The 22,936-nt window shown below is 69.2% G+C and carries 21 protein-coding genes, 1 tRNA gene and 1 pseudogene; 8 read left to right on the forward strand and 15 right to left on the reverse strand.

Features of this window, described 5'->3' with window-relative positions; translation table 11 throughout:
* Nucleotides 1–22: 22 nt before the first annotated feature.
* Nucleotides 23–2,002, forward strand: coding sequence for a flotillin family protein (locus ACFUJR_RS04825; protein WP_383170170.1), 1,980 nt, complete (start codon nt 23–25; stop codon nt 2,000–2,002).
* A gap of 220 nt (nt 2,003–2,222) precedes the next feature.
* On the opposite strand, the gene ACFUJR_RS04830 is transcribed toward ACFUJR_RS04825, so the two are convergent.
* On the reverse strand, nt 2,223–2,708 hold the full coding sequence (locus ACFUJR_RS04830; protein WP_383170172.1) for a nitroreductase family deazaflavin-dependent oxidoreductase: 486 nt from the start codon (nt 2,706–2,708) through the stop codon (nt 2,223–2,225).
* Nucleotides 2,709–2,811: 103 nt separating this feature from the next.
* On the opposite strand from ACFUJR_RS04830, the gene ACFUJR_RS04835 reads away from it, so the two are divergent.
* Entirely contained in the window at nt 2,812–3,468 is a 657-nt protein-coding gene (locus tag ACFUJR_RS04835) for a hypothetical protein (RefSeq protein ID WP_383170174.1), read from the forward strand.
* Here ACFUJR_RS04835 and ACFUJR_RS04840 read toward each other — a convergent pair.
* The 5 genes from ACFUJR_RS04840 to ACFUJR_RS04860 form a co-directional block, all read right to left on the reverse strand.
* The gene (locus ACFUJR_RS04840; protein WP_383170176.1) at nt 3,426–3,953 is read right to left on the reverse strand and encodes a MarR family winged helix-turn-helix transcriptional regulator; all 528 of its coding nucleotides are present in this window, start codon (nt 3,951–3,953) and stop codon (nt 3,426–3,428) included. The genes ACFUJR_RS04835 and ACFUJR_RS04840 overlap by 43 nt on opposite strands.
* Nucleotides 3,954–3,996: 43 nt before the next feature.
* A complete protein-coding gene (locus ACFUJR_RS04845; protein WP_383170177.1) occupies nt 3,997–5,010 on the reverse strand; it encodes a PP2C family protein-serine/threonine phosphatase in 1,014 nt (337 codons plus the stop codon).
* A gap of 829 nt (nt 5,011–5,839) precedes the next feature.
* Nucleotides 5,840–6,112, reverse strand: coding sequence for a hypothetical protein (locus tag ACFUJR_RS04850; protein ID WP_383170179.1), 273 nt, complete (start codon nt 6,110–6,112; stop codon nt 5,840–5,842).
* Between the two features lie 165 nt (nt 6,113–6,277).
* Nucleotides 6,278–6,487, reverse strand: a complete 210-nt coding sequence (locus tag ACFUJR_RS04855) for a hypothetical protein (RefSeq protein WP_383170180.1) — start codon at nt 6,485–6,487, stop codon at nt 6,278–6,280.
* Between the two features lie 4 nt (nt 6,488–6,491).
* Nucleotides 6,492–7,049 (reverse strand): DUF5994 family protein, encoded by a 558-nt coding sequence (locus ACFUJR_RS04860; protein WP_383170182.1) that lies wholly within the window; start codon nt 7,047–7,049, stop codon nt 6,492–6,494.
* Between the two features lie 275 nt (nt 7,050–7,324).
* Here ACFUJR_RS04860 and ACFUJR_RS04865 point away from each other — a divergent pair, with 275 nt between their 5' ends.
* Complete coding sequence (locus ACFUJR_RS04865; protein WP_383170201.1) at nt 7,325–7,819, forward strand: DUF5994 family protein; 495 nt, start codon at nt 7,325–7,327, stop codon at nt 7,817–7,819.
* A gap of 66 nt (nt 7,820–7,885) precedes the next feature.
* On the opposite strand, the gene ACFUJR_RS04870 is transcribed toward ACFUJR_RS04865, so the two are convergent.
* A complete protein-coding gene (locus ACFUJR_RS04870) occupies nt 7,886–9,085 on the reverse strand; it encodes a PP2C family protein-serine/threonine phosphatase (RefSeq protein WP_383170184.1) in 1,200 nt (399 codons plus the stop codon).
* 738 nt (nt 9,086–9,823) lie between these two features.
* Here ACFUJR_RS04870 and ACFUJR_RS04875 point away from each other — a divergent pair.
* The 3 genes from ACFUJR_RS04875 to ACFUJR_RS04885 all read left to right on the forward strand — a co-directional run bounded on the left by ACFUJR_RS04875 (nt 9,824) and on the right by ACFUJR_RS04885 (nt 13,209).
* Nucleotides 9,824–11,125, forward strand: a complete 1,302-nt coding sequence (locus ACFUJR_RS04875; RefSeq protein WP_383170186.1) for an ice-binding family protein — start codon at nt 9,824–9,826, stop codon at nt 11,123–11,125.
* Between the two features lie 169 nt (nt 11,126–11,294).
* Nucleotides 11,295–11,987, forward strand: a complete 693-nt coding sequence (locus tag ACFUJR_RS04880; RefSeq protein ID WP_383170188.1) for a DUF5819 family protein — start codon at nt 11,295–11,297, stop codon at nt 11,985–11,987.
* Complete coding sequence (locus ACFUJR_RS04885; RefSeq protein WP_383170190.1) at nt 11,977–13,209, forward strand: HTTM domain-containing protein; 1,233 nt, start codon at nt 11,977–11,979, stop codon at nt 13,207–13,209. Before ACFUJR_RS04880 ends, ACFUJR_RS04885 begins: the two co-directional genes overlap by 11 nt.
* A gap of 228 nt (nt 13,210–13,437) precedes the next feature.
* On the opposite strand, the gene ACFUJR_RS04890 is transcribed toward ACFUJR_RS04885, so the two are convergent.
* From ACFUJR_RS04890 to ACFUJR_RS04915, 6 genes and pseudogenes are all read right to left on the reverse strand, one after another.
* Nucleotides 13,438–13,968, reverse strand: a complete 531-nt coding sequence (locus tag ACFUJR_RS04890; RefSeq protein WP_383170191.1) for an NUDIX domain-containing protein — start codon at nt 13,966–13,968, stop codon at nt 13,438–13,440.
* A gap of 1 nt (nt 13,969) precedes the next feature.
* Nucleotides 13,970–14,617: pseudogene (locus tag ACFUJR_RS04895) on the reverse strand (tetratricopeptide repeat protein); the annotation flags it as partial.
* A 160-nt stretch (nt 14,618–14,777) separates the two neighbouring features.
* Nucleotides 14,778–15,620 carry a hypothetical protein gene (locus ACFUJR_RS04900; protein ID WP_383170193.1) on the reverse strand — a complete coding sequence of 281 codons (843 nt, stop codon included), beginning with the start codon at nt 15,618–15,620 and terminating at the stop codon, nt 14,778–14,780.
* A 93-nt stretch (nt 15,621–15,713) separates the two neighbouring features.
* Nucleotides 15,714–16,304 carry a DUF488 family protein gene (locus tag ACFUJR_RS04905; RefSeq protein WP_383170194.1) on the reverse strand — a complete coding sequence of 197 codons (591 nt, stop codon included), beginning with the start codon at nt 16,302–16,304 and terminating at the stop codon, nt 15,714–15,716.
* A gap of 360 nt (nt 16,305–16,664) precedes the next feature.
* Nucleotides 16,665–16,738, reverse strand: a tRNA-Pro gene (locus ACFUJR_RS04910).
* Nucleotides 16,739–16,858: 120 nt separating this feature from the next.
* The gene (locus ACFUJR_RS04915) at nt 16,859–17,797 is read right to left on the reverse strand and encodes a metallophosphoesterase (RefSeq protein ID WP_383170196.1); all 939 of its coding nucleotides are present in this window, start codon (nt 17,795–17,797) and stop codon (nt 16,859–16,861) included.
* 74 nt (nt 17,798–17,871) lie between these two features.
* Between ACFUJR_RS04915 and ACFUJR_RS04920 the strand changes: the two genes are divergently transcribed.
* Nucleotides 17,872–18,336: a GatB/YqeY domain-containing protein gene (locus tag ACFUJR_RS04920; RefSeq protein ID WP_383170197.1), complete on the forward strand. Its 465-nt coding sequence runs from the start codon at nt 17,872–17,874 to the stop codon at nt 18,334–18,336.
* A gap of 86 nt (nt 18,337–18,422) precedes the next feature.
* Here ACFUJR_RS04920 and ACFUJR_RS04925 read toward each other — a convergent pair whose 3' ends face one another.
* Nucleotides 18,423–20,657 carry a transglycosylase domain-containing protein gene (locus ACFUJR_RS04925; protein ID WP_383179565.1) on the reverse strand — a complete coding sequence of 745 codons (2,235 nt, stop codon included), beginning with the start codon at nt 20,655–20,657 and terminating at the stop codon, nt 18,423–18,425.
* Nucleotides 20,658–21,162: 505 nt separating this feature from the next.
* On the opposite strand from ACFUJR_RS04925, the gene ACFUJR_RS04930 reads away from it, so the two are divergent.
* Nucleotides 21,163–21,507: a WhiB family transcriptional regulator gene (locus ACFUJR_RS04930; RefSeq protein ID WP_026058363.1), complete on the forward strand. Its 345-nt coding sequence runs from the start codon at nt 21,163–21,165 to the stop codon at nt 21,505–21,507.
* Nucleotides 21,508–21,532: 25 nt separating this feature from the next.
* On the opposite strand, the gene ACFUJR_RS04935 is transcribed toward ACFUJR_RS04930, so the two are convergent.
* Nucleotides 21,533–22,918, reverse strand: a complete 1,386-nt coding sequence (locus ACFUJR_RS04935) for an ArsA family ATPase (protein WP_383179568.1) — start codon at nt 22,916–22,918, stop codon at nt 21,533–21,535.
* Between the last annotated feature and the right edge of the window lie 18 nt (nt 22,919–22,936).

Raw genomic sequence — 22,936 nt, forward strand, 5'->3', positions numbered from 1 at the left:
TCACCTCACTCGGGGATTTCTCATGGATGCCATCACCATGGGCATCGGCGTGCTCGTCGCCGTCGCCCTGCTTGCCACCTTCACTCTCCTGTTCGTACTCAGCCGGCTGTTCCGGAAAGTGGAGCAGGGCAAGGCGCTGATCGTGTCGAAGATGCGGAAGGTCGACGTGACCTTCACCGGTCAGGTGGTCCTGCCCGTGCTGCACAAGGCCGAGGTCATGGACATCTCGGTGAAGACGATCGAGATCAGCAGGACCGGCCGGGACGGGTTGATCTGCCGGGACAACATCCGCGCCGACATCCGGATCTCGTTCTTCGTGCGGGTCAACAAGACCGCCGAGGACGTCATCAGGGTCGCCCAGGCCATCGGTACCCAGCGGGCCAGCGACAAGGAGACGCTGCAGGAGCTGTTCAACGCCAAGTTCTCCGAGGCGCTCAAGACCGTCGGCAAGCAGCTCGACTTCACCGACCTGTACACCAAGCGCGAGGAGCTGCGGTTCCGGATCATCGAGATCATCGGCATCGACCTCAACGGCTACAGCCTGGAGGACGCCGCGATCGACTACCTGGAGCAGACTCCGCTCTCCCAGCTCGACCCCGGCAACATCCTGGACGCCCAGGGCATCCGCAAGATCACGGAGCTGACGGCCGTCGAGAACGTGCGGACCAACGAGTTCCGCCAGCACGAGCAGAAGGAGATCACCCGGCAGAACGTCGACGCCCGCGAGTCCATCCTGGAACTGGAGCGGCGGCAGGCGGACGCCGAGATCAAGCAGAAGCGGGAGATCGACACCGTACGCGCCCGGGAGGAGGCCGAGACCGCACGGGTGGTGGAGGAGGAGCGGCTGCGGGCTCAGAGTGCCTTTCTCAAGACGGAGGAACAGCTCGGGATCCAGCGCGAGAACCAGGCCCGTGAGGTCGCGGTCGCGCAGAAGAACCGCGAGCGGGTCATCGCCGTCGAGAACGAGCGGATCGAGAAGGACCGCCTGCTGGAGGTCATCGCCCGGGACCGGGAGACCGAACTGAACCGGATCTCCGCCGAGAAGGAGGTCGAGGCCGAGCGGCGGGACATCGCCGAGGTCATCCGCGAGCGGATCGCGGTCGACCGCACGGTCGCGGAGCAGGAGGAGTCCATCAAGCGGCTGCGCGCGGTCGAGGAGGCCGAGCGCGGCCGGCAGGCCGTCATCATCGCCGCCGAGGCCGAGGCGCAGGAGAAGCTCGTCAAGGACATCAAGGCCGCCGAGGCCGCCGAGCAGGCCGCCGTCCACCGCGCGGCCGAGGAACTCACCCTCGCGGAGGCCCGGAACAAGGCCGCCGACATGGATGCCCGCGCCAAGATCCGCCTCGCCGAGGGCGTCCAGGCGGAGGCGGCGGCCGAGGGCCTGGCGGCCGTGCAGGTTCGGGAGAAGGAGGCCGACGCGATCGAGAAGGCCGGCCGTGCCGAGGCCGTCGGTACCCGGGAGAAGGCCCTGGCGGAGGCGACCGCGATCGGCGAGAAGCTGAAGGCGGAAGCCGCGGGTCTGACCGAGAAGGCGGCCGCGATGGCGGCGCTCGACGAGGCGTCCCGTACCCATGAGGAGTACCGGCTGCGTCTGGAGGCGGAGAAGGACATCCGTCTGGCAGGGCTCGAAGTGCAGCGGCAGGTGGCAGAGGCGCAGGCCACGGTCCTCGCGACCGGCCTGGAGAACGCCGACATCAACATCGTCGGCGGCGAGTCCGTCTTCCTCGACCGGCTCGTGCAGTCCATCGCGCTCGGCAAGTCCGTCGACGGCTTCATGGAGCACTCGCAGACCGCGCAGGCGCTCGCCGGTCCCTGGCTGAGCGGAGACGGGTCCTTCACGGAGGACCTGACCAGGGTGCTCGGCTCCCTGTCCACCGCCGACGTGCAGAACCTCAGCGTGTCCGCGCTGCTGGCGAAGGTCATGAAGTCCGGGGTCCTGGACGGAGCGGCTCCAGCGGCCCCGGCCGACACGCAGGCGCTGAACGGCGCCGCCAGGAACTGACCGCCCACGGGGGAGCGGTCGGAGGTGGCTGAGCTGTCACGGGGGTGCGGCTCAGCCACCTCGATCACGTTGCTCGCACAGGAGCCGGAGCAGAAGCGGGTTCGCCGCCCTCCTGGTGTTCGGCGTGCTGCGCACCCCGCAGCTCTTCGGAGCCCTCCCCGCGTTGCCCGGCCACGTCCGCCGAACCTCGCTGCCCACCGCCTCGCAGCCGTGCGGCGCGTCAGCGGTCGGTGGCCTCCAGCCGGACGAAGGGGATCTGTTCTCCCGCGGCGCGGTAGGCGGCGTCGGAGCCGTCGACCGTGAAGCCCATGTAGCCGCAGAGCGTGCGTGCGGCCCGTGGGTGCCTTCGCGCGTAGTCGACCATGATCCGGCCGCCCTCCTCCGATGGCGGAAACCGTGCGGTGACCACCTGGTAGCGGCGTCCGAACTGGATCGTGGCCTGAGGGGTGCTGCGGAGGTTCCGGTACCACTGGGCATCCGCACCGAAGCCGGAGGCGACGGTCCAGGTGCCGCCGAGGCGGTTGTGGTCGACCACTTCCAGGACCACCTCACGCGATCGCCCCGACTTCCGGCCCGTGTGGATGAGCAGCAACAGGCGCCCTGCGAAGAGCGGGCCGAGCCCGCCCCGGTAGAGGTGGATCGGAAGCCGGGCGAGGCGGCGCCTCCAGCCGGAGGGAGGGCGGGGGCGTCGAGGTGCGGGGGACATCTGACGGCTCCTGGCGCGAGAGCGGTTGCCTGGCGGCTTCGGTTCGATAACACCTGGTTGGCTGGTATTACTCGTCTGAGGTGAACCATTGCATAGTCTTAATGTGAGGGTAAGGGAGCGACTGGTCGACAGACTCCTCGGTGCCGCCGCATACGAGGGCTCCCCTCCGCTGGGGCTGGTGACCGAGGGACTGGTGGTCGCCGGCGTCGGTCCGGGCCTGATCGTGGGTGCCGGGGTCGTATCCGTTCTCGTCGGCCTGCCCCCGCCGCAGGTCGTGGCCGCTGTCGCCGTGGCTGTCGCCGCCGTCGCCCTGCACCTTCTGATCATCCGGGCGGGCCATGTGTTCGTCGCGGCTGTCGCGGTCCTGGGCGCACTGCTCGCCTCGGTGGCCTCGGGTATCGCGGTGGAGGCGGTGCTGACCGGGGCCGGACGTACCCAGGACGTGGTCGTGACCACCGTCGCGTACGAGCCGGCGGGAGACCCCGCGTACTACTGCTCCGTCCGACGGCAGGACGGCTCTCCGGTCGAGGCGAGACTGTGGAGGGGCTGTGGCCCCTCGGTGACTCCAGGAGACCTGATCGGCATGGTCTACGACCCCGCGGGCAGGGTGGCTCCACGCGGTGTCGCCGGGCCCGGCAACCTGCTGAAGGGCGCTGCCGCGTCCGTACTTCTCCTCTTCGCGTTCGCCGTGCTCTGCTTTCTCGCCGTCGTACGGTCCTACCGGGTGCCGTCCACCGGATCGGTCCAGCCGAGGGGATGAGCACCCATCCCGCCCTCGTCGAAGGCAGGTTCCCGCCCTGCCGCGTTGAAGGCGTCGAGCGCCTCCACCAGGGCGCTGCGCTGGGCCGGTTCGAGCCGCCGCAGGACAGCCGTGATCTCCCCGCGCCGACGGGCGGTCACGTCCTGGACGACACGCCCTCCCGCCTCGGTCAGGCTCAGCTCGGTCTCCCGGCGGTTGTCCGGATTCGTCCGACGGCTCATCAGGCCGGAGGCGATCAGCCGGTCCACCATGCGCATCGCGGTGGACGGCTGCACGCCAAGCTGTTCCGCCAGCGCCACCAGCTTCGACGGCCCGCGCGTGGAGAGCACCACGAGCATCCGGAACTGAGGCAGGGTGATGCTGTCCTCGACCGTCGCGAGCGACCGGGCCGAGAGCGCTACGAGCAGCCGTGACGCGGTCAGCACCGCGCGTGTGACGGCCTCGATGTCGTCCTGGACCGGGTCGGTCTCCTCGTGCTCTCGCATACGGACCTTTGTACCGCGTGCCGGCGGGAGGGCCGAGACCGGCTCAGTTGGCCGTTTCGTGCGAGCGGTATCGCAGCAGCAGCATCGCGGCGTCGTCCCCGAGCGGCCCGCCGGCGTGCGCGACGATGTCGCCGTGCAGGGCGTCGAGGGCGAGCTCGGGGCTGTCGGCCTTCAGCAGGTGGAGCCGGGACGCTAGGGGGTAGAACTCTCCCGCGCCGTCGCGTGCTTCGGTGACGCCGTCCGTGTACAGCAGCAGCTGGTCGCCGGGGCGGAACACCGTCCTCAACGTCTCGGGGCCCACCGCTCCATGGAGACCGAGCCCCAACGGCAGTGCCCGCTTCTCCGGATCGAGGAACCGTGCCGAGCCGTCCGCGTGGACGAGCAGGGGCGACGGGTGACCGTAGTTGAGCAGGGCGACCGTCCGGTCCTCACGGATCTCGGCGATCACCGCGGTGACGAATCGCTCCCCGCTCAGGGCTCGGTTCATGGTCCGCTCCAGCCTGGTGCTGACGCCCGTGAGATCGGGCTCGTCATGCGCGGCCTCACGAAACGCCCCGAGCACGTCGGCGGCCGTCTCGACCGCGTCGAGCCCTTTGCCCTGGACGTCGCCGACGATGACCCGTACGCCGCCGGGCGACGTGACGACCTCGTACAGGTCCCCTCCGATGCGCGCCTCGGCGACCGCGGCCGTGTACGAGACTGCGGCGCTCAGCCCGCCGGCGGTACGGGGCACGGGGCGGAGCAGGACCCGCTGCGCCACCTCCGCGATCGAGCGGACACTGGCCAGCTCGGCCTCTCGGCGCTCACGCATGACGGCCGCGAGCAGACCGGCGGCGGTGACGCCGGCCACCGAGATCAGTGCCGTCGTACCGCGGCGTCCGGGAAAGAGACCGTCGTACCAGCCCAGCGCCAGGCACAGGAACAGGGCCAGCGCCCCGATCGCCGCGGTACGTTGCGGGCCGCCGGTGAGCCCGGCGAACGCGGGCCCCAGCGCGACCAGGGGCAGCAGACCGACGGTCGGTCCGGCGGTGATGTCGGCGAGCGCGGTGACCGCCATGACGAGGTAGGGAAGAACGGACAGGGCGCGTGTTCCGGCTGGCGGCGGATTGGACAAGGTGCTCCCCGGGGGTCCGGCGGTGACACCCTCGGCGCACGCCCGGCACCGCCCCGTGCCGCGAACCCGACGAAGGTGCCTGGCTACCTTTAGCCTATGCAACGATCCTGGGTGGGGCGGAGCCCTTCGCGCATGGGTTACCGAATCGATTCCGACGGACGCGGCTCCAGAGCGCCTCTCGCCGGCCGGGGCGATTCACCGACGCGCAGGTGTATCTGATGCCACGTCGCTCGCTGAGCGTCCACCGCGACCCACATCCGTGGGAGAGAGCCGATCAGGATCGTCTCCCGGATGTCTCCGCAACGATCCCCGAAACCACTCAGGGGCCCGACCTGCTCTCGCGGATCAGGCCCCTGACCTGGTGTTTCAGCTGTCGGGGTGGCGGGATTTGAACCCAAGGCCTCTTCGTCCCGAATGAGGTTCGGTCCGGATCTTCACCGGCCGGTTTGTCGTTTCGCCTGGTCACAGCGTTGGTGAGCATTGGGCTCGGGCGGTGTCGCGGGGGCTTGGGGAGCAAGTCGGCTCCCAGACGGCTCCCAGGAGGGACATGCCTACGGTGCCCACCGGGAGCGAACCCGTGCCATGGGCTTGGGAGGGGGACTAGCGTCCGCGCGGGCCCTATGGCGGCGGTCGTCACAACGGCCCCAGCGCATTCACTCCGCCGAGGCCGCCCTTCCGGATCGCCACACGTGAGCGTGTTCGATCCACGTTCCATTCTACGACTGCGGGCCGGACGGGCCGAGAGGGAGAGCGGGCCATCGGGTAGTCCGGCTCAGCCGCGTTCTTCCTCTTCCGCCTCCATGCGGCGGATTCCCTGGTGGGTGAGGGAGACCATCGCGGGTGTGTTGCCCGGTTCCCAGTCGACGGTGATCAGTTCCTCGCCGGCGAGGTAGGTGCAGGCGGCGGCCAGGTCTTCCTCCGGGATGCGCAGGTCGTTCCGTAGTTTCCGCCCCGGGATTCCGAGGAGACGGTTGCCTTCGGTGGCTTCGTAGAGGGCGGTCAGGACCCGTTCGCGGTAGCCCTGTCGCTCGCGGAGTGTCGCCATGACCGAGCCTTTCATAGACGTGAGGAACGGCCGACGCTCGCCGTGTCGGTCGGGTACAAGGGGCTTGGTTCCTACCACCGGCGTAGCGAGAGGCCGGCGGGTGGGTTGTCCCGGGTGTCGGGTGCCCCACCCGCGGCCTTCGGTCGGAGGAGTGGTCTGAGGTGGTCAGGGCCAGGTGCCCGTACGGCTGCGGCTGGGCGCTTGCCCTGACGAACTGCGGGGGCTGTGGCCGGGTGGACGGGCGATGGCCGGGTAGGGGTCGCTGAAGTGGTGGGCCGCGATGCGTGCGTCGTGCTGGGCGTTGAGCTGGTGGATCAGGCGGATGCCGAGCGCGATCAGGAGGGCGCCTGCCGCGAGCGCGATCAAGGTCTCCATGACGTCACCTCCGCGGGTTCCCCGGCAGGGGGATCATCCGCGCGCCGACGACCGGGTGCCGGAGCGGCGGCAGGACGGCGGACCCGCCTTCGGTCTCCCAGGCGTCCTCGCCGCTTCGGGCGTCCCGCGAACGGCGGCCGGTCGCGGCCTCGTCGGACATCAGGACGCCGGCGGTGAGGCTGCTGCCGGGGATGGCGGCGGCGGTCATGAGCCGGGCGGCTGCGGCGGGTTCGGTCTCGGGCGGGATCACCAGCAGGTCGCAGCGGCCGACGGTGTAAGAGAGCAGGATCATCTTGTCGGGATCCTGTTCGGTGAACCAGCCGACGTGGACGGTGTGCCCGGTGGCAGGGACCTTGTGCGGGACGACGGGCCAGCGGGTGGGGTTCACCGTGACGCGTGTGATGCGTCCGTACCGCCCCTCGAGTGCGTCGACAAGTGCCGGAAGTTCGGCGGTGAGGTCACGCGAACGAGGCCACCAGGCGCCGTCCAAGAGGCCGGCGAGTGTGGTCTTCGGTGTCAGCGACAGGCGCGCCGAAAGCGCGGGTGCGACGGTGGTGGTCATGATCGCGGACCCGTCTCCGGGCCGCCCTGCAGGGCGGCCCAGTGTCTTGATCGCCGGAAACGACGTCCGCGTGGGAGCGGGTGTTCGAGTTACTCCCGGTATCTCAACCGTACTCCGCAACGGGGCCGGACGAGCCGTTCTGACCAGGCGACTTCCGACCGGGACCCCTCCAACATTCGCGGCCATGACGACGGGCACGGGGAGTACCGTGAGACCACGGCGGTATCGCGCCGGCCATGAGGTGTCGGCGGCCCCGCGCAGGCAGGCGGACTGTCATCGCCGAACCCGAGACCCCCACCCCTCCCCAGCTCCTCCCGGACGAGATCCACCGAGCGGTGAAACCCGGCACCGCTCTGCTCCGGCTGCGGACGACCCACTCCCGCGAAGGCGTCCTGGACGGCGCCTGGCGGCCCCGCTCCCGCGACGTGGCGACCGAGCTGCCCGCCCTGATCCGGGCGCTCACCACGCACCTCGGCCCCGTCACGCGCGTCGGCCTGGACACGGACGCCTGGGAGGAGGTCCCGACCCGCGTGGTCGTTGACGACCGGGTCGTACACCTCGACTCCTTCCCCGTCGGCGACGACACCGTCCTCATCACCCGGGGCGACACCGACCACTTCGCCCTGATGGTGGTGCCCCCGGACACGACACCCGACGCGGCACGTGACGCCATGGCCCGCGCGGTCCGAGCCGACAACGTCACCCAGGCCGCCGAGATCCTTGTCGCCACGCTTCCCGAACCGGTGGCACACCGCCCGGAGTCGGCATGATCAGGATGGCGAAGTTCCTGGCGCCCTGCAGGCCGCCTCACCGGCGCCTCACGGCACGGCCCTCCGTCATCCACGCCACTCGACCAGGACCAGCGTGGCGTCGTCCGAAGTGGCATTGCCCCGTGCCCGTTTGAGGGTGTGGGAGAGGTCCCGTACCACCGCGCGGACCTCTCGGTCCGCCCGCTCCAGTCGGTTTACCCAGTCGATCAGCTGGTCCTCGCCGAACTCCTCTTGTCCGCTCTCGTGTTCCTCGATCAACCCGTCGGTGAAGCAGAGGACGCGATCCCCCGGTTCGAGCGTCACCTCGCTGACCTGCGGCTGTGCTCCTCCGAAGCCCACGGGCAGGGTCGTGGGGCTGTCCAGGCGGCCTACGACGCGGTGCCCGCGGATCAGAACGGGGGCGGGGTGCCCGGCGTTGACCCACTGGAGGCGGCCGGTGTTCGTGTCCAGCCGCATCATCTGCGCGGTCACGAAGTGGTCAGGTGCGAACTGCTCGGCCACGGCCCGGTCCATGAAGAGGTAGATCTCGGACAGCTCGATGCTGATGCGGCGGGCGTGCCGGTACGCGCCGATGGCCACGGTGGCCATCGTGGCCGCGTCCAGACCGTGGCCCATGGCGTCGATCATGGCGAGGTGGAAGGTGTCCCCGTTCAGGGCGTAGTCGAAGCTGTCGCCCGCCACGTCGTAAGCGGGCTCCAGAACGCCGGCGACGGCGACGCGCGGCGTCACCAACGTCAGCGGTGGCAGCAGCGACCACTGGATCTCGGCGGCGACGCTCATCGGTTCGCTGCGACGGGTCCGGAAGAAGAGGTCGGTATAGCCGTTCTTGGTCTGCATCATGTCGGCGATCAGCCCGGCGATCCTGCGCAGCAGGCGGCGGTCGTCGTCATCGACGGCGTCCAGCGTGACGGCCAGAACGCCCGCCTGGTCGCCCCCGTCCAGCATCGGCAGCAGGACCCGTACGCCGTCGGCCAGCACGAGTTCGACCGGGCGCGAGGTGAGGAAACACCGGCCGGCTTCGGAGTCGTCGATGGGCTGCGGTTCCCCACCCGCCAGCCCTTCGCCCGGCAGGGGGACCAGCCGCTGCTGCCCGTAGTCCTGGAGCAGGATCTGCGGATCCCGTCCCCCCAGCCGCGCCACCGTGTCAGCGAGCACCGGCCCGACCAGATGCGGCGGCAGCTCGTGGGCCCGGTCCAGGAGCCCGCCCAGCAGCCCCTCTCCGAAGCTCTCCGAGCGATCCGGATCCCCGGCCGATCGGACTGCCATCCCGCTTCCTCCCACAGGGCGACGGACGGGCTGCGCAGCGCCTTGACGCTGCTGCCCGGCGGGCACGGGAGCGAGGCCCGTTACCGGCGATCTCGCCACCAGGATGCGCCTCGACGGCAGAGGACGCCACACGGGTGCCATCGAAGGTCGCCGCTGTACACACTGTTGCCGGAAGGCACCCCGGCGTACCGACTGATCGGAGCCGAACCTGGGAGGCTGTCGACGACATGTACCGGAAGGATGCAGGGGCGCCGGACCACCCAGAGACGCCCCAGGCGGCATGTTGTACGCCTCCGCCAGCGGGAAGCGGCTCGGGCACGGCTCGCTCTGGTCGCTGTTCGCCATGGGCCGCCCGAGCCCCCTGCGCCTGCCGCAGACGGCCCAGCGGACGGATCGATCGCCACGCCCGCCCGGGGGCGTTTGCGAAGTCACCCGACCGGCGGCATCTCTCCGAGCGCGGCGGGGTTGGATTTATTGGGCAGGTGTGCGGTCCTGCCCCGCATGCGCTAATCGAGCTCCACCCTTTCGGGGAAATATGGGATTACCGACGATGCGATTCTGAGTATTTTAATCGGACTTCGCGCCGTTGAATCTGTTTGTATTAATCCCCCCCTCCCGCCCTTACTCCGTGTCGGCGCGTGAAATTACCCGCGTAATATGCGGCGACAGCTAGAAGGCTTCCGGGTGATCGGTAGGGCCCGGCATGCCACGGCCCCCCCCACAGAAATTGGCCTCTTGATGAAGCTGCACATCCCTCAATCGGCTCAGCGCCGCGTTCGGTCCGGCGGACTGGCCTCAGCCCTCGCCGCGACGGTTGCTGCCGTGATGGTCGCTGTAACGCCGACGCAGGCACTGGCCATCGCGACGCCCGTACCTCTCGGCACCACCGCCAGCTACTCCGTTCTGGCTGGTCAGGGAGTCACCAACACCGGCCCCTCGGTGATCGACCACGACCTCGGGACGCACCCGAACCCGGCCATCACCGGATTCCCGCCCGGACTCGTACTCGGCGCGGTGCACGCTGCGGACGCTCAGGCCCTTCAGGCCAAGAGCGATCTGGTCGTGGCGTACAACCAGGCAGCCGGCCAGGCGCAGGACTTCGCGCTTCCGGCAGGAATCGGCGGGGGTCAGGAGCTGCTTCCGGGCGTCCACACGGCCACATCGGGTGTCGGGCTCACCGGTGATCTGATCCTGAACGCCGGCGGAAACCCCAACTCGGTCTGGGTGTTCCAGATCCCTGAAGCCCTGACGACGGCGTCCAGCAGCCGCATCCTGCTCACGAACGGCGCCTCGCCGTGCAACGTGTACTGGCAGATCGGGAGCTCGGCGACCATCGGCACGACCTCCACCTTCATCGGCACCATCATGGCTCTGACCTCCATCTTCGTTAACCAGGGGGCGAGCATCGAAGGCCGGGCGCTGGCCCGTAACGGCGAGGTGACGCTCAACAACAACAGGATCTTCCTCGGCGGGTGCGCCACCGGTGGAACGACGACCGGCACGACGACCGGCACGACCACCGGTACGACTACGGGAACGACCACCGGGGCGACCGCAGGAACGACCACCGGCACCACGACCGGGGCGACGACGGGCACGACCCTGGGCCTCATCGGCGGCAGCCTCATCGGCGGACCGAGCGTCGGCCTCGTGAGCGGCGGCACCTCGGGCAACATCTCCGGCAACACCTCCGGCAACACCGCGGGCAACACCGCCGGGAACACCACGGGCGGGGACACGTCGGGCATCACCGCCGGGAACACGACCGGCGGAGCCGTCACCGGCGGGAACGGCGGCAAGCCGGACCACGGCGGACCGGAGCAGGGCGGACCGGGTCACGGCGGACCGGACCACGGCGGGCCGGAGCAGGGCGGACCGGGTCACGGCGGGCCGGACCACGGCGGGCCGGGCCACGGGCACGACGAAGGACCCGGTAAGCCGGGCCACGGCCACGACGGCCACGGCGACAAGCCGGACGGGCACTACGGCTACGGCAACAAGCCCGCGGGCATCGACAGTCACGAGGACCACGAGGGCTAGGCAGCAGCCTGCACGAAGCCCGTTCACGGGATGACGGCGCGCGGCGGAATCCTCAGCGAATCCGCCGCGCGCCGTACGCCGTCGGTGAGAGTCGCAGCGACCTCAGGCGCGAGCAGCACATACGAGAAAGACAGGGTGGGCGGTGTCGAGCGGAATTGAATCAGCGGCCGTGAAGGAACTTCAGCAGTCCGATTCCGATCCGGTCTCCCCGCCACGTCCTGACGGAGCGGGCGCGCCGGACAGGCCGGCCACGGGCGCCCGTGCCCTGAAGACGGGGCTGTACACGGCCGTGGTCCTGTGTCTGATGACGACCCTGGTCCATGTCGTCGTGGTGTTCCTGCACGTGGCTCCGTCCAACCCCGTGTCGAAGCGGTACAGCACACAGGTCAACGGCTGGGTGTACCCACTCTTCGAACAGAATTGGCGCCTCTTCGCCCCGGACCCCGACTCCTTCAACCGGCGAGTCCTGGCGAGAACCGCACACACCGACTCCAACGGATCGGTACGGGTGAGTCCCTGGTTCGATCTCGCCGCCGTGGATAATTCCGCGGTCGACCACAACGCATTTCCGAGCCACACGGCTCAGAACCTTCTGCGCCGCGCCTGGAGCTCCTATGTCGAAACACATGGAGGGAGCGACACGGCGCGCTCGGAGCGGGCCGTGATGCTGCAGAAGTACCTGAGCAACATCGCAGCGGACCGAGTCGCCGCCCACAACGACGGCGGCACCTTCGAATTCATTCAGCTCCGGGTCATCACCCTCCCCATCGCCGCGCCCGGCACACCCGTCGGGAGCCCCCCGCCGGCGCCCACAGAGAACCGACTCCTGCCCTGGTGGAAGGTGACCCCCCATGGGAAATGAGCAGATCCCCCAACTCCCGCCTACGGCAGCCGCACCACACCGACCCGCGGGCCCCGAGACCTCGCTCTTCGGCACGGCCCACCGCTGGCTCCTCGACCGGATCAGCGCGCTGTGGGCCCTTCTCACCGACCGGCCGGTGTCCCTGTACGCCGCCTCGGTCCTGCGCATCGGCTACGGGCTGCTCTACCTGATCTTCCTGCTCCGCGAATTCCCCCACCGTGCCGAGATCTGGGGACCCGACTCGCCCTGGACCCCCGCGCTTGCAGCACAGCTCTTCGACCAGACGGGCTGGAACAGCTTCCTGATCCTGTCCGACAGTCGCGCCTACTTCGAGCTCTGCTACGTACTGGCCCTCGTCACGTCCGCGCTCTTCACGCTGGGCTGGCGGACCCGGATCATGGCCGTCCTCTTCGCCGTCGTGGTGACCTCGTTCCATGCACGAGCGATCTTCATGACGGACGGGGGCGACAACCTGGTCCTACTGATGTCCCTCTACCTCGTCCTCACCGCCTGCGGTCGCCGCTGGTCCCTGGACGCGCGCCGTGAGCGGCTCAGGGCGGCACGTGCGGGCAACCCGCCAGGGCCGGTCAGGAGCGCCTACACACAGCAACTCCGTGACGCCCGCATCACCCTGACCACGGTGGTGCACAACTGCGCGATGTTCGTCATCGCGGCACAGGTCTGCGTCCTCTACGGATCAGCCGGCCTGTACAAGGTCCAGGGCCCCACCTGGGGCGGCGGCACCGCTCTCCACTACGCGCTGAACCTCGAACTGTTCCAGCCCTGGCCCGCGCTCTCCCACCTCGTGGCCGAGTACCCGATGGCGATCGCGATCGTCGGCTACGTGACGGTGCTCCTACAGGTCGCCTTCCCGTTCGTGCTCTTCGGCAGGCTCAAGTACCCCGTTCTGACCGTGCTGCTCGGCATGCACATCGGCATCGCCGTACTCATGGGGCTGCCCCTCTTCTCCGGGGCGATGATCGTTGCGGACGCCGTGTTCCTGCCCGACCGCTTCTACACGTTCCTGCCTCACCTGTGGCGGCGCGCGACGCGGCGCACGAGGGTGCGGCAGCCGGCGCCCGGCCGAGCCGCGGGACCCGGTTCCGTACCGTCGCAGGGCCGGCCCGACGCGTCCACAGCGCCCGACCCGAAGCGTCGAGCCGCTCCGGCCCTGCAGAAGGGCACGGCACTCACCACCGGGCTCGCGCCCGACCAGAGCTGAGCGAGCGCGGACAACGGTCCGGGCACTTCCGGTCCATGGGTAGGCGAATGCCATGACAAGCAGGTGCCCGTGCGTCGGGAATACCGTGAATTGACGGCCCGCTCGACATGACACCCAGTCAGGAGACCCACGATGGGGCCGTGCCAGCTCCCCCGTAGAGGGGCGGATCCGACCATGGCCGATGTCAGAGCTCTCCTGAGCGGTTCCGCCGGGACCGTGCGAGCCAGACTACTTCCAGCCGTCCAAGGAGACCTGTGGCCCGTCGGTGAGGTAGCGGTGGAGGGCGCTGGCGGTGGTGTCGACGAAGGCTTCAGGGATGGCGTCGGCGTCGATCCAGCGGACCTGGGCGTGCTTGCGAGGTTCGCGGTTCTCGGGTTCGCCGGTCCATTCGTGGGCGGCGAAGACGACGGTGAGGAAGCCGTTGGGGGCTTCGACGCCCCACGCGCCGTGGATGACATGGGCGACTTTGAGGGACTCGGGCTTCACCGTGAGGCCCGTCTCCTCGTAGAGCTCGCGGACCGCGGTCTCGGTGATGGGCTCGCCCGGTTCGCTCTTGCCGACGGGGAGGTCCCACATGCCCTGGGCGAACTTGGCGTTCTGGCTGCGCTGGAGGAGGACGACGCAGTTGGTGGCCTTGTCGTGGACGATGACGGCGGCGACCAGCAGGGTCATCGAGTCGAGCGCCGGCTTGAGGGCTTGGGAGCGGTCGTCGGTCTGCTGGGCCACGGGGTTCCCTTCGTCGGGCGGGTTGTTGGGCATGTTAGGCGAGGGCCTCGCGTGCACGGCGGGCGAGATCGGCGGCGCCGGGCACCTTGCGCCGCTGGTAGACCGCGAGGGTGGAGCGGATCGAGGAGATCGCCTTGCGGGTGCGATCTGAGGTCATGCCCTCCATGAGGACCAGGGCCTGGGTCCAGGCGGCGACCGCTTCGTCGGCGCGAGCCTGGGCAGCGAGGCTGTCGCCAAGGTCGGCGTGGGTGAGGGCATGAACGCGCTTGTACTTCTCGGGGTCCCAGCGGGTGAGGGCGTCGCGGTGCTGCTGCTCGGTGCCGATGTGGTCGGCGAGGTCGGTGAGGGTGCGGGCTGTGTGGCTGGCCACGGTGCCGGCGGCGGGGCCGCTCACACGGGAGTAGCTGGGCTGGGGGCCATCGTCTCGTAGGAGGGCGTCCTCAGCGGCAAGCAGGGCGCGCGCGGCCAAGGGGCTTTCGTTCACGGCGGCGTAGGCGCGGGCGTGGGTGATGTGGAGGAGGGCCTCGGTCTGGCCGTCGACGTGGCCGAGTCCAGCCCGGAGGGCGCCTTCGACGAGGTCGACGCAGTGGTGGGGCTGCTTGAGGCTGAGGGCCTGGTGGGCGAGGGCGCGCATCATCCAGGCCCCGTGGCCGTGGGGGTCCGCCTCGCAGGCGAGTTGGTAGTCTCGCACGACACCGGGCCAAGGGCCTGCACCCGAGCACACGTGACCCCGGGCATGCGCAAGCGCCTCATGCTCGGTCTCACCGAGCAGTGGGAGATAGCCCTCGCGGCCCGCCGCGCGATGTGTCCTCGCTCGCCGGTACGCGTGCTGGACCGCCTTCTCACAGCTGCCTGACGCCCGCACCGTCTATACGGAGAACAGGTCGTCCTGGACGAAGTCGACGACCTTCCGCTGGGGGTAGAAGAGCCCCAACAGCATGAACGTTCGTGGATGCGCAGCGATGTTGCCGACGAAGCAGTGGACCGCCCGATCCGGGGTGACCATGCGCTCGAACCACCGCTCGCGCAGCTTGTCCAGGACGGCCTGTTCCGCCATAGGTGCGCCGGAACTTCCGGTAGGACTCGCCGGCCTCCCAGTCCTTCAGCCCCATGTCGTGCCCCGTGCAGGCGTCGTCCGCGCAGCGGAACCGGTACCGGAACTCGAATGGCACCCACTCCAGCCGCCGCAGGTCCTGGTCGAACAGGTCCAACTGATCCGCGAGGGCGGCCTTCCCGGCGGGCCACGGTTCTGCCTCCGTCAGCCGGAAGTCGGTGATCTCCGTCGGCCGGAAGATGCCGAGCGAGGTCCCGTTGGTCTCCTGGTCGCGCTTGATGGCGCAGAGCGAACGCGCGACGAGGGGCTCGACGTACGAATAGCGCCGCTTCCAGCCGTCGGATGTCGGAAGCTGCTCGATGACTTCCAGCGTTTCGAGGTCGGGCCGCAGGCTCTCGGGGCGTCTGTCTCCGTGGTGCGGGCGGACGTCGACCTCGATGATCGAGTACTTCGTGAACTGGGCGCTCTGCTCCAGCAGTCGGAACGGGACCGGGAAGAGCCGCACATGCTGCGGGCGTCCTTGGTCCAGCCGGATCCCGGCGACACAGCTCGTCTCGCGGTACTTCGACGACAGCTCCGGATACGTCTTGACCGTGATCATGATCCTTGCGCGCTGCCGGTCGCCGGCCATGCTGTCCCCCTCCTCCTATGAATCGCCCAGGTTCAGAGGAGAAAGGAGTGGCAGCCGCCGGTCAAGACCGACGACATTGAGGTTTCGCCGGGATCAGGTCAGCGGCCGCACGTCCACCGCGGCCCGCTTGCGGACCGTGTCCAGGACGACCTTGCGGTGGCAGCGCTCCTCGTCCTTCTCGAAGCACAGCACAGCCACGCGGGACTGCGCGGCGTGCTCGGCCAGGCGATCGAGATCCGTCTGTGCCTCGTCCGACCGCAGCACACTGCGGAACCGGGCACGTCCCACACTCACGCGACCGTCCCAGAACGGAGCCCGGTTCTCCTTCGGGTTCCCCAGCGCGCGCAGGTGCGTGTACTCGATGCCGGCCTCGGCTAGCGCGTTGCCCAGCCGTGTCTTGCTGAAGCCGGGCTTACGACTGATCGGGGTGAGCCGGACGTCGGCCACCACCTGGATGTCGCAGTCCAGCAGGGAGGAGACGAACGAATCGATGTCGCGCCCCTCGTACCCGGCGGACCAGAGCCCGGGAACCGGCCTCGCCTGCCGGAAGAGCTCCTCCAGTGGCACGTTCAGCGCTTCCGCGATGTCGCCCACCGTGAAGAAACTCGGCTGGATCGCTCCCTCGCTCTCCAGCCGCCGGAGGGTACTCATGCCGACTCCGGCCTCTTTGGCGAGACGCTCCACCGACCATCCGCGCTCCTCGCGCAGAGACCGGATGTGCCGTGCGAGCGCTCGAGCCCGGGGGGGCGTGGTCGGAGCTGTTCGCGGAGAGTCGAGCGGCCATGGGCGGTGATCCTAACGGGCTGCGAACCATGTCGTCCTGCGGTCCTGGGGGCGAAGCACGTTTCCGGCCGGTGGGAGGGGGCGATTCACGAACGCGCAGGAGGATCGGAGGTCACGGCCGTGCCACCCACTCCCCACAGTGCCTCCTCCTGGGAGACCCCGACCAAGATCGTCTCCCAGATTTCTCCCAAACGATCTACAAAGCCAGTCAGGGGCCTGATTCGATTTCTCGAATCAGGCCCCTGATCTGGTCTTACTCTGTCGGGGTGGCGGGATTTGAACCCACGACCTCTTCGTCCCGAACGAAGCGCGCTGCCAAGCTGCGCTACACCCCGATGTCACTGCTCTGTTCTTCACGTCGCGGCGACATCGATTACTTTAGCCCACCCGCGCCCTGAGACGAAATCCGGTTTTCGCGGCACCGCGCCGCAGGTCGGGCGGGGTGCCCAGGGCCGTCAGTCGCGGGCGGTCAGGGTCAGCAGTGTCGCCTCCGGGGGGCAGGCGAAGCGGACCGGGGTGAAGCGGTTCGTGCCACAGCCCGCCGAGACGTGCAGGAACGAGGTCCGGCCGTCCACCGTGTGGGTGGAGAGGCCCTTCACCCGGTCCGTGTCCAGGTCGCAGTTGGTCACCAGCGCGCCGTAGAAGGGGACGCACAGCTGGCCGCCGTGCGTGTGGCCCGCCAGGATCAGCCCGTAGTCGTCCGCCGTGAACGCGTCGAGCGTCCGCAGGTACGGGGCGTGCACCACGGCCATCGAGAAGTCCGCGGACCGGTCCGGGCCGCCGGCCACCCGCTCGTACCGGTCCCGCTTGATGTGCGGGTCGTCCAGGCCGGTGAAGGCCAGGTCCAGGCCGGACAGCTTCAGTCGGCCGCGGGTGTTGGTCAGGTTCACCCAGCCCGCCTCGTCGAAGGCGTCCCGCAGCCCTTCCCACGGGTTGTGCACCGCGCCCACCACCGGCTTGTTGCCGTTGAGGCCGTGGCGACCCTGGGCCTTCTCCAGCAGGTAGCGCGCGGGGTTGCGCAGCCGCGGCCCGTAGTAGTCGTTGGAGCCGAAGACGTACACGCCCGGGAAGTCCATCAGCGGCCCGAGCGCGTCCAGGACCTCCGGGACCGCCTCGGTGTCCGAGAGGTTGTCGCCGGTGTTCACGACGAAGTCCGGGCGCAGCCCCGCGAGCGACTGCAGCCACTTCCGCTTCTTGTGCTGCCCGCACACCATGTGGATGTCGGAGACCTGAAGGACCCGCAGGTCCCGCATCCCGCGCGGGAGCACCGGGATCGTCACCCGGCGCAGCCGGAACGAGCGGGCTTCGAAGCCCGCCGCGTAGACGAGTCCGGCCGCGGCCGTCGCCGTGAGACCTGCCGTGATCTTCAGGGGGATCCCGTACCGTGCGCGCATCCCCCCATCGTCGCAGACCCGATGGGCGGAAATGCGCGGGCGGTCCGGCCATGGCACCTGACACACTTGGGGACATGACCACGCTCAAGGCCAAGCTTCAGGACGACCTCAACGCCGCCATCAAGGAGCGCGACGAGCTGCGCTCCTCGACGCTGCGCCTCACTCTCACCGCGATCACCAAGGAGGAGGTCTCGGGCACGACCAAGCGCGAGCTCTCCGACGACGAGGTGCAGAAGGTGATCGCCAAGGAGGCGAAGAAGCGCCGTGAGGCCGCCGAGGCCTTCGCCCAGGGCGGTCGTGCCGAGTCGGCCGAGCGCGAGAAGGCGGAGGGCGTGATCCTCGACGCGTACCTGCCGAAGCAGCTCGGCGACGACGAGCTGGAGCAGATCGTCGCCGCGGCGGTCGCCGAGGCCGCGGGCGCCGGAGCCGAGGGCCCGCGCGCCATGGGTGCCGTCATGAAGATCGTGAACCCGAAGGTCGCGGGCCGGGCCGAGGGCGGGCGTGTCGCCGCCGTCGTGAAGAAGCTGCTCGCGGGCTGACCGTCCGCCCGGACGGCCGACGACGAACGACCGAGGGCGCCTCCCCGGTGCGGGGAGGCGCCCTCGGTCATGTCCTGCCGGCCGTCCTAGCGGCCGTTGCCGCCGCCGTTGCCGCCTCCGCGGCTGCTCCCGCCGCCGATCAGGTCCGGCGGGAGGGTGATCTCCGGGAAGCCGGGCTTGTCCCGCCCGGGCTTCTCGTCGTCACCCGGCTTGGGCTTCTCCTTCTCCTTCTCCTTGTCCTCGGGCTTCTCGCCACGCGGTACGGAGATGGGGGCGAAGGAGGGAGTCTCGGAGGCGTTCAGCGCCCCGGTCATCGCGATCTTCCAGATCGGGCCCGGGAGGCAGCCACCACAGACCTTGCCGTAGTACTCGCCGCCGATGGTGATGTTGTACATCGACTGCTTCTCGCCGACGTCGTCACCGACCCACACCGCGGTGGACAGGTTCGGGGTGTACCCCACGAACCAGGCGTCCTTGCGGTCGTTCGTCGTTCCCGTCTTGCCGGCGTTGTCGCGGTCGCTCAGACCCGCCTTCGTACCGGTGCCGTCCTCGACGACGCCCTTCAGCATCTGGTTGATGGTGTCGGCCGTGCGCTCGCTCATCGCCCGCGAGCACTCGGTCCGGGGCACCTTCAGCTTCTCGCCGTCGGCGGTCTTGATCGACTCGATGGCGATCGGGGTGCAGTACGTGCCGCGGTTGGCGAAGGTGGCGTAGACAGCCGCCATGTCGAGCGGGGTGGCCTCGACCGAGCCGAGCGTGATCGAGGGGCTCTGCTTGACCTTCTTGCCCAGCTCCCGCTCGTACCCGACCTTCTTCGCCATCGTGATCGTCTCGCACAGGCCGGCCATCTGCTCCAGCTTGGCGAAGTACGTGTTGATGGACTTGCCGAGCGCGCTCGTCATGTCCCAGGTGCCGGTCTCGGACTTGAGCTCGTTGTTGACTTCCCAGTTGGCGTACCCCGCCGGCTTGCCGTCGCAGCGCGTGTACGAGTTCTCGGGCACGTTGATCTGGGCTCCGGTGGAGAAGCTCTGCGCCGGGCTCAGCCCCTTCTCCAGGGCCGCAGCCGCCGTGATCGGCTTGAACGTCGAACCGACCTGGAAGCCGTACGTGGTGCCGCCCATCTTGCTGCCGACGGCCAGGTTGAGCGTGGTCTGGTGCTGCTTCTGGTCCAGGCCGTACGGACGCGACTGGCCCATCGAGAGGATCTTGCCGCTGCCCGGCTGGACCTGGACGACCGAGGCGGCGACCTTGTCGTCCTCGTTGATCTTCGCGACGGCCGCCTTGTTGGCCGCCTCCTGCGCACGCGGGTCGAGCGTGGTCCGGACGGTCAGTCCGCCGAGGTTCCACAGCTTCTGCCGCTCCTCGACCGTCTTGCCGAAGACCGGGTCGGTGAGGATCGTCTTGCGTACGTAGTCGCAGAAGAAGCCGGCGCCGTCGACGGCGGTGATGCAGCCGTTCTTCGGGGCCTTCACCTTCAGCTTGACCGGCGTGGCCATGGCCCGGTCCGCCTCCGCCTGGCTGATGTCCTTCACGTCGGCCATCCGCTGGAGCACCACGTTGCGGCGCTTGGTGGCTTCCTGGAGGTCGTTGACCGGGTCGTAGCGGCTCGGCGACTGGACGAGGCCGGCCAGCATCGCGGCCTCCTCCACCTTGAGGTCGGCTGCGCGCTTGGAGAAGTAGCGCTGGGACGCCGCCTCGACGCCGTAGGCCTGCTGACCGAAGAAGGTGATGTTGAGGTAGTTCTCGAGGATCTTCTTCTTCCCCAGCTCCTCCTCGACCTGGATCGCGTACTTCAGTTCGCGGACCTTGCGGCCGATGGTCTGCTGGGTGGCCTGGGCGACCTTCTCGGGGTCGTCACCGGCCTCCTCGACGAAGACGTTCTTCACGTACTGCTGGGTGAGCGTGGACGCGCCCTCGGACACGCCGCCCGACTGGGCGTTGCGGTTGATCGCGCGCAGCACGCCCTTGAGGTCGATCGCCCCGTGCTCGTAGAAGCGCGAGTCCTCGATCGCGACGATCGCCTTCTGCATGTACGGGGAGATCTTCTCCAGCGGCACGACCTTCCGGTCGCGCGAGTACACGGTGGCGAGGGTGCCGCCCTCGGAGTCGAGGATGGTGGTGCGCTGACTCAGCGGTGGTGTCTTCAGGTTGGACGGGATCTCGTCGAACCCCTCGACCGTGCCCTTCGCCGCGAGCCCCAGTGCTCCGGCCGCGGGCAGGGCGATGCCCGCCAGCACGGCTCCGGAGAGCACACTGACACCGAGGAACTTGGCGGCCTGCTGGGTCCCGGTCAGACCTCCGCCCGAGCGCTTCTTTGCCATGAGGGGCAGCCTAATCCGTAGTGACCGGCGTTCCGCAGGAGCGGGGGCGTCTCGGAGCGTTCGCGTACCAGACCGTGACATCCGAGCGGCCCGGGGACCTGCGCCGCTATTCGCCGGACACACGTATATGCCTTGGCCTAAGCTGCTCCCAACTGTCACAGCAGTGTGGTTCAGCATCAAGGCCCGGGCGTGACATCGGCAGGAACTCCCTTGGACCCGAACCTGGGGAAGTCATGCCCGATTCCGCCCCGTGCGTCACTCGACGCCCCATGTGACTCCGTCACAGCCGGGCGAACTGTACCGGTTCGCCGGTTTGGACTCGTATGTCCATCGGTCACTCCCCTGGGTGATCTGCCGCGTACGCATAGTCCGTTCGGACCATTCAAGATTGGGCCCGAAGGGGGTGTTGCGCTGTGCCCACCTTCCGTAACGTCACCAACTGGCAGCGGTGAATATGCCGCTACCGCCGTGGGGGAGCCTCGATTCGGGAGAGGACGGCGCCGGTATGGGCTGGGTAGCTGACTGGAGTGCGCAGGCGGCCTGCCGCACTACCGATCCGGATGAACTTTTCGTGCAGGGAGCGGCGCAGAACAGAGCCAAGGCGGTGTGCACCGGCTGTCCGGTGCGGACCGAGTGCCTGGCCGACGCGCTCGACAACCGCGTGGAGTTCGGCGTGTGGGGCGGCATGACGGAGCGCGAGCGCCGTGCCCTGCTGCGCCGACGGCCGACCGTCACCTCGTGGCGGCGACTGCTGGAGACCGCGCGCACGGAGTACGAGCGGGGAGCGGGCCTGCTGCCCGTGGCGATGGAGGACGACGCGACGTACGAGGCGTACGCGGCGGTGGGATGACCGGGCGTCGGTAACCCGCCTCCGGTCAGGCCGATCGCATACGGCCGGCCGTGAGCCGGTCACCGATGGCCCGAAGCCCTGCCAGATCGTGGACGTCGCCGGGCAGGGCGGCGACTTCGGCGACAGCCACCTCGGGGTGGAGCGCCGTGAACCGGTCGCGCGTGCGCTGCTCGCGCGTGAGCACCTGCATCCGCTCGGCATGGAGACGGAGCAGGCCGGCGGTCAGCTGCTGGATGGAGGCTACGTCGTCGTCGGCTGTGGGGGCAGCCTCGGCGTGGGAAGAACGTGCGTCGGCAGTGCTCGGGGTCATGCTCGGGGTCGTGCTTGTGCTTGTGCCGACGGTCGTGCTCGGCGTCGTGCTCGTGCTGGTGGTTCCGGCGGCGGTCGCGGTGTCGGACGACTCGGCGTCCGACTCGGGTGCAGTGGCCCGGGAGCCACGCAGTCCAGTCTTCCCGGCGCCCTGATCCACAATGCGCCCCTCGTCAAGATTTTCCGCCGCGGCCCGCGCGCGCTCGGCCGAGAGCCGGGCCGCACCACTGCCGTGGACGCGGTTGAGAACGAGCCCGGCCAGCGGCATCTCCTCCGCCGCCAGCCGCTCCACGAAGTACGCCGCCTCGCGCAGCGCGTCCCGCTCCGGCGTCGCGACCACGAGAAACGCCGTGCCCGGGGCCTGGAGCAGCTTGTACGTCGCGTCCGCCCGGGTCCGGAAGCCGCCGAACATGGTGTCCATGGCGGCCACGAAGGTCTGCACGTCCTTGAGGAACTGACCCCCGAGCAGCTTTCCCAGCGTTCCCGTCATCATCGACATGCCGACGTTGAGGAACTTCATCCCCGCCCGGCCGCCCATTTTCGCCGGGGCCATCAGCAGCTTGATGAACTTCCCGTCCAGGAAGGACCCGAGCCGTTTCGGCGCGTCCAGGAAGTCGAGCGCGGAACGCGACGGCGGAGTGTCGACCACGATCAGGTCCCACTCGTCCCGGGCCCGCAGCTGCCCGAGCTTCTCCATCGCCATGTACTCCTGCGTACCGGCGAAACCGGCCGAAAGGGACTGGTAGAAAGGGTTCTCCAGAATCGCCCGGGCCCGCTCGGCGTCCGCGTGCGCCTCGACGATCTCGTCGAAGGTCCGCTTCATGTCGAGCATCATGGCGTGCAGCTGTCCGTCCCCGGACGCCTTGATCCCGTCCACCCTGCGCGGCACGTTGTCCAGCGAGTCGATCCCCATCGACTGCGCGAGCCGCCGCGCCGGGTCGATCGTCAGGACGACGACCCTGCGGCCCCGCTCCGCCGCCCGTACGCCGAGCGCCGCCGCCGTCGTCGTCTTGCCGACACCGCCCGCGCCGCAGCAGACGATGATGCGTGTGCCCAGGTCGTCGATGAGCGGATCCAGGTGCAGGACGGGCACGGAGTCCAGATCGTTCGCCGCTGCGTT

The organism is Streptomyces sp. NPDC057271 (assembly GCF_042668715.1).
GTDB lineage: Bacteria > Actinomycetota > Actinomycetes > Streptomycetales > Streptomycetaceae > Streptomyces.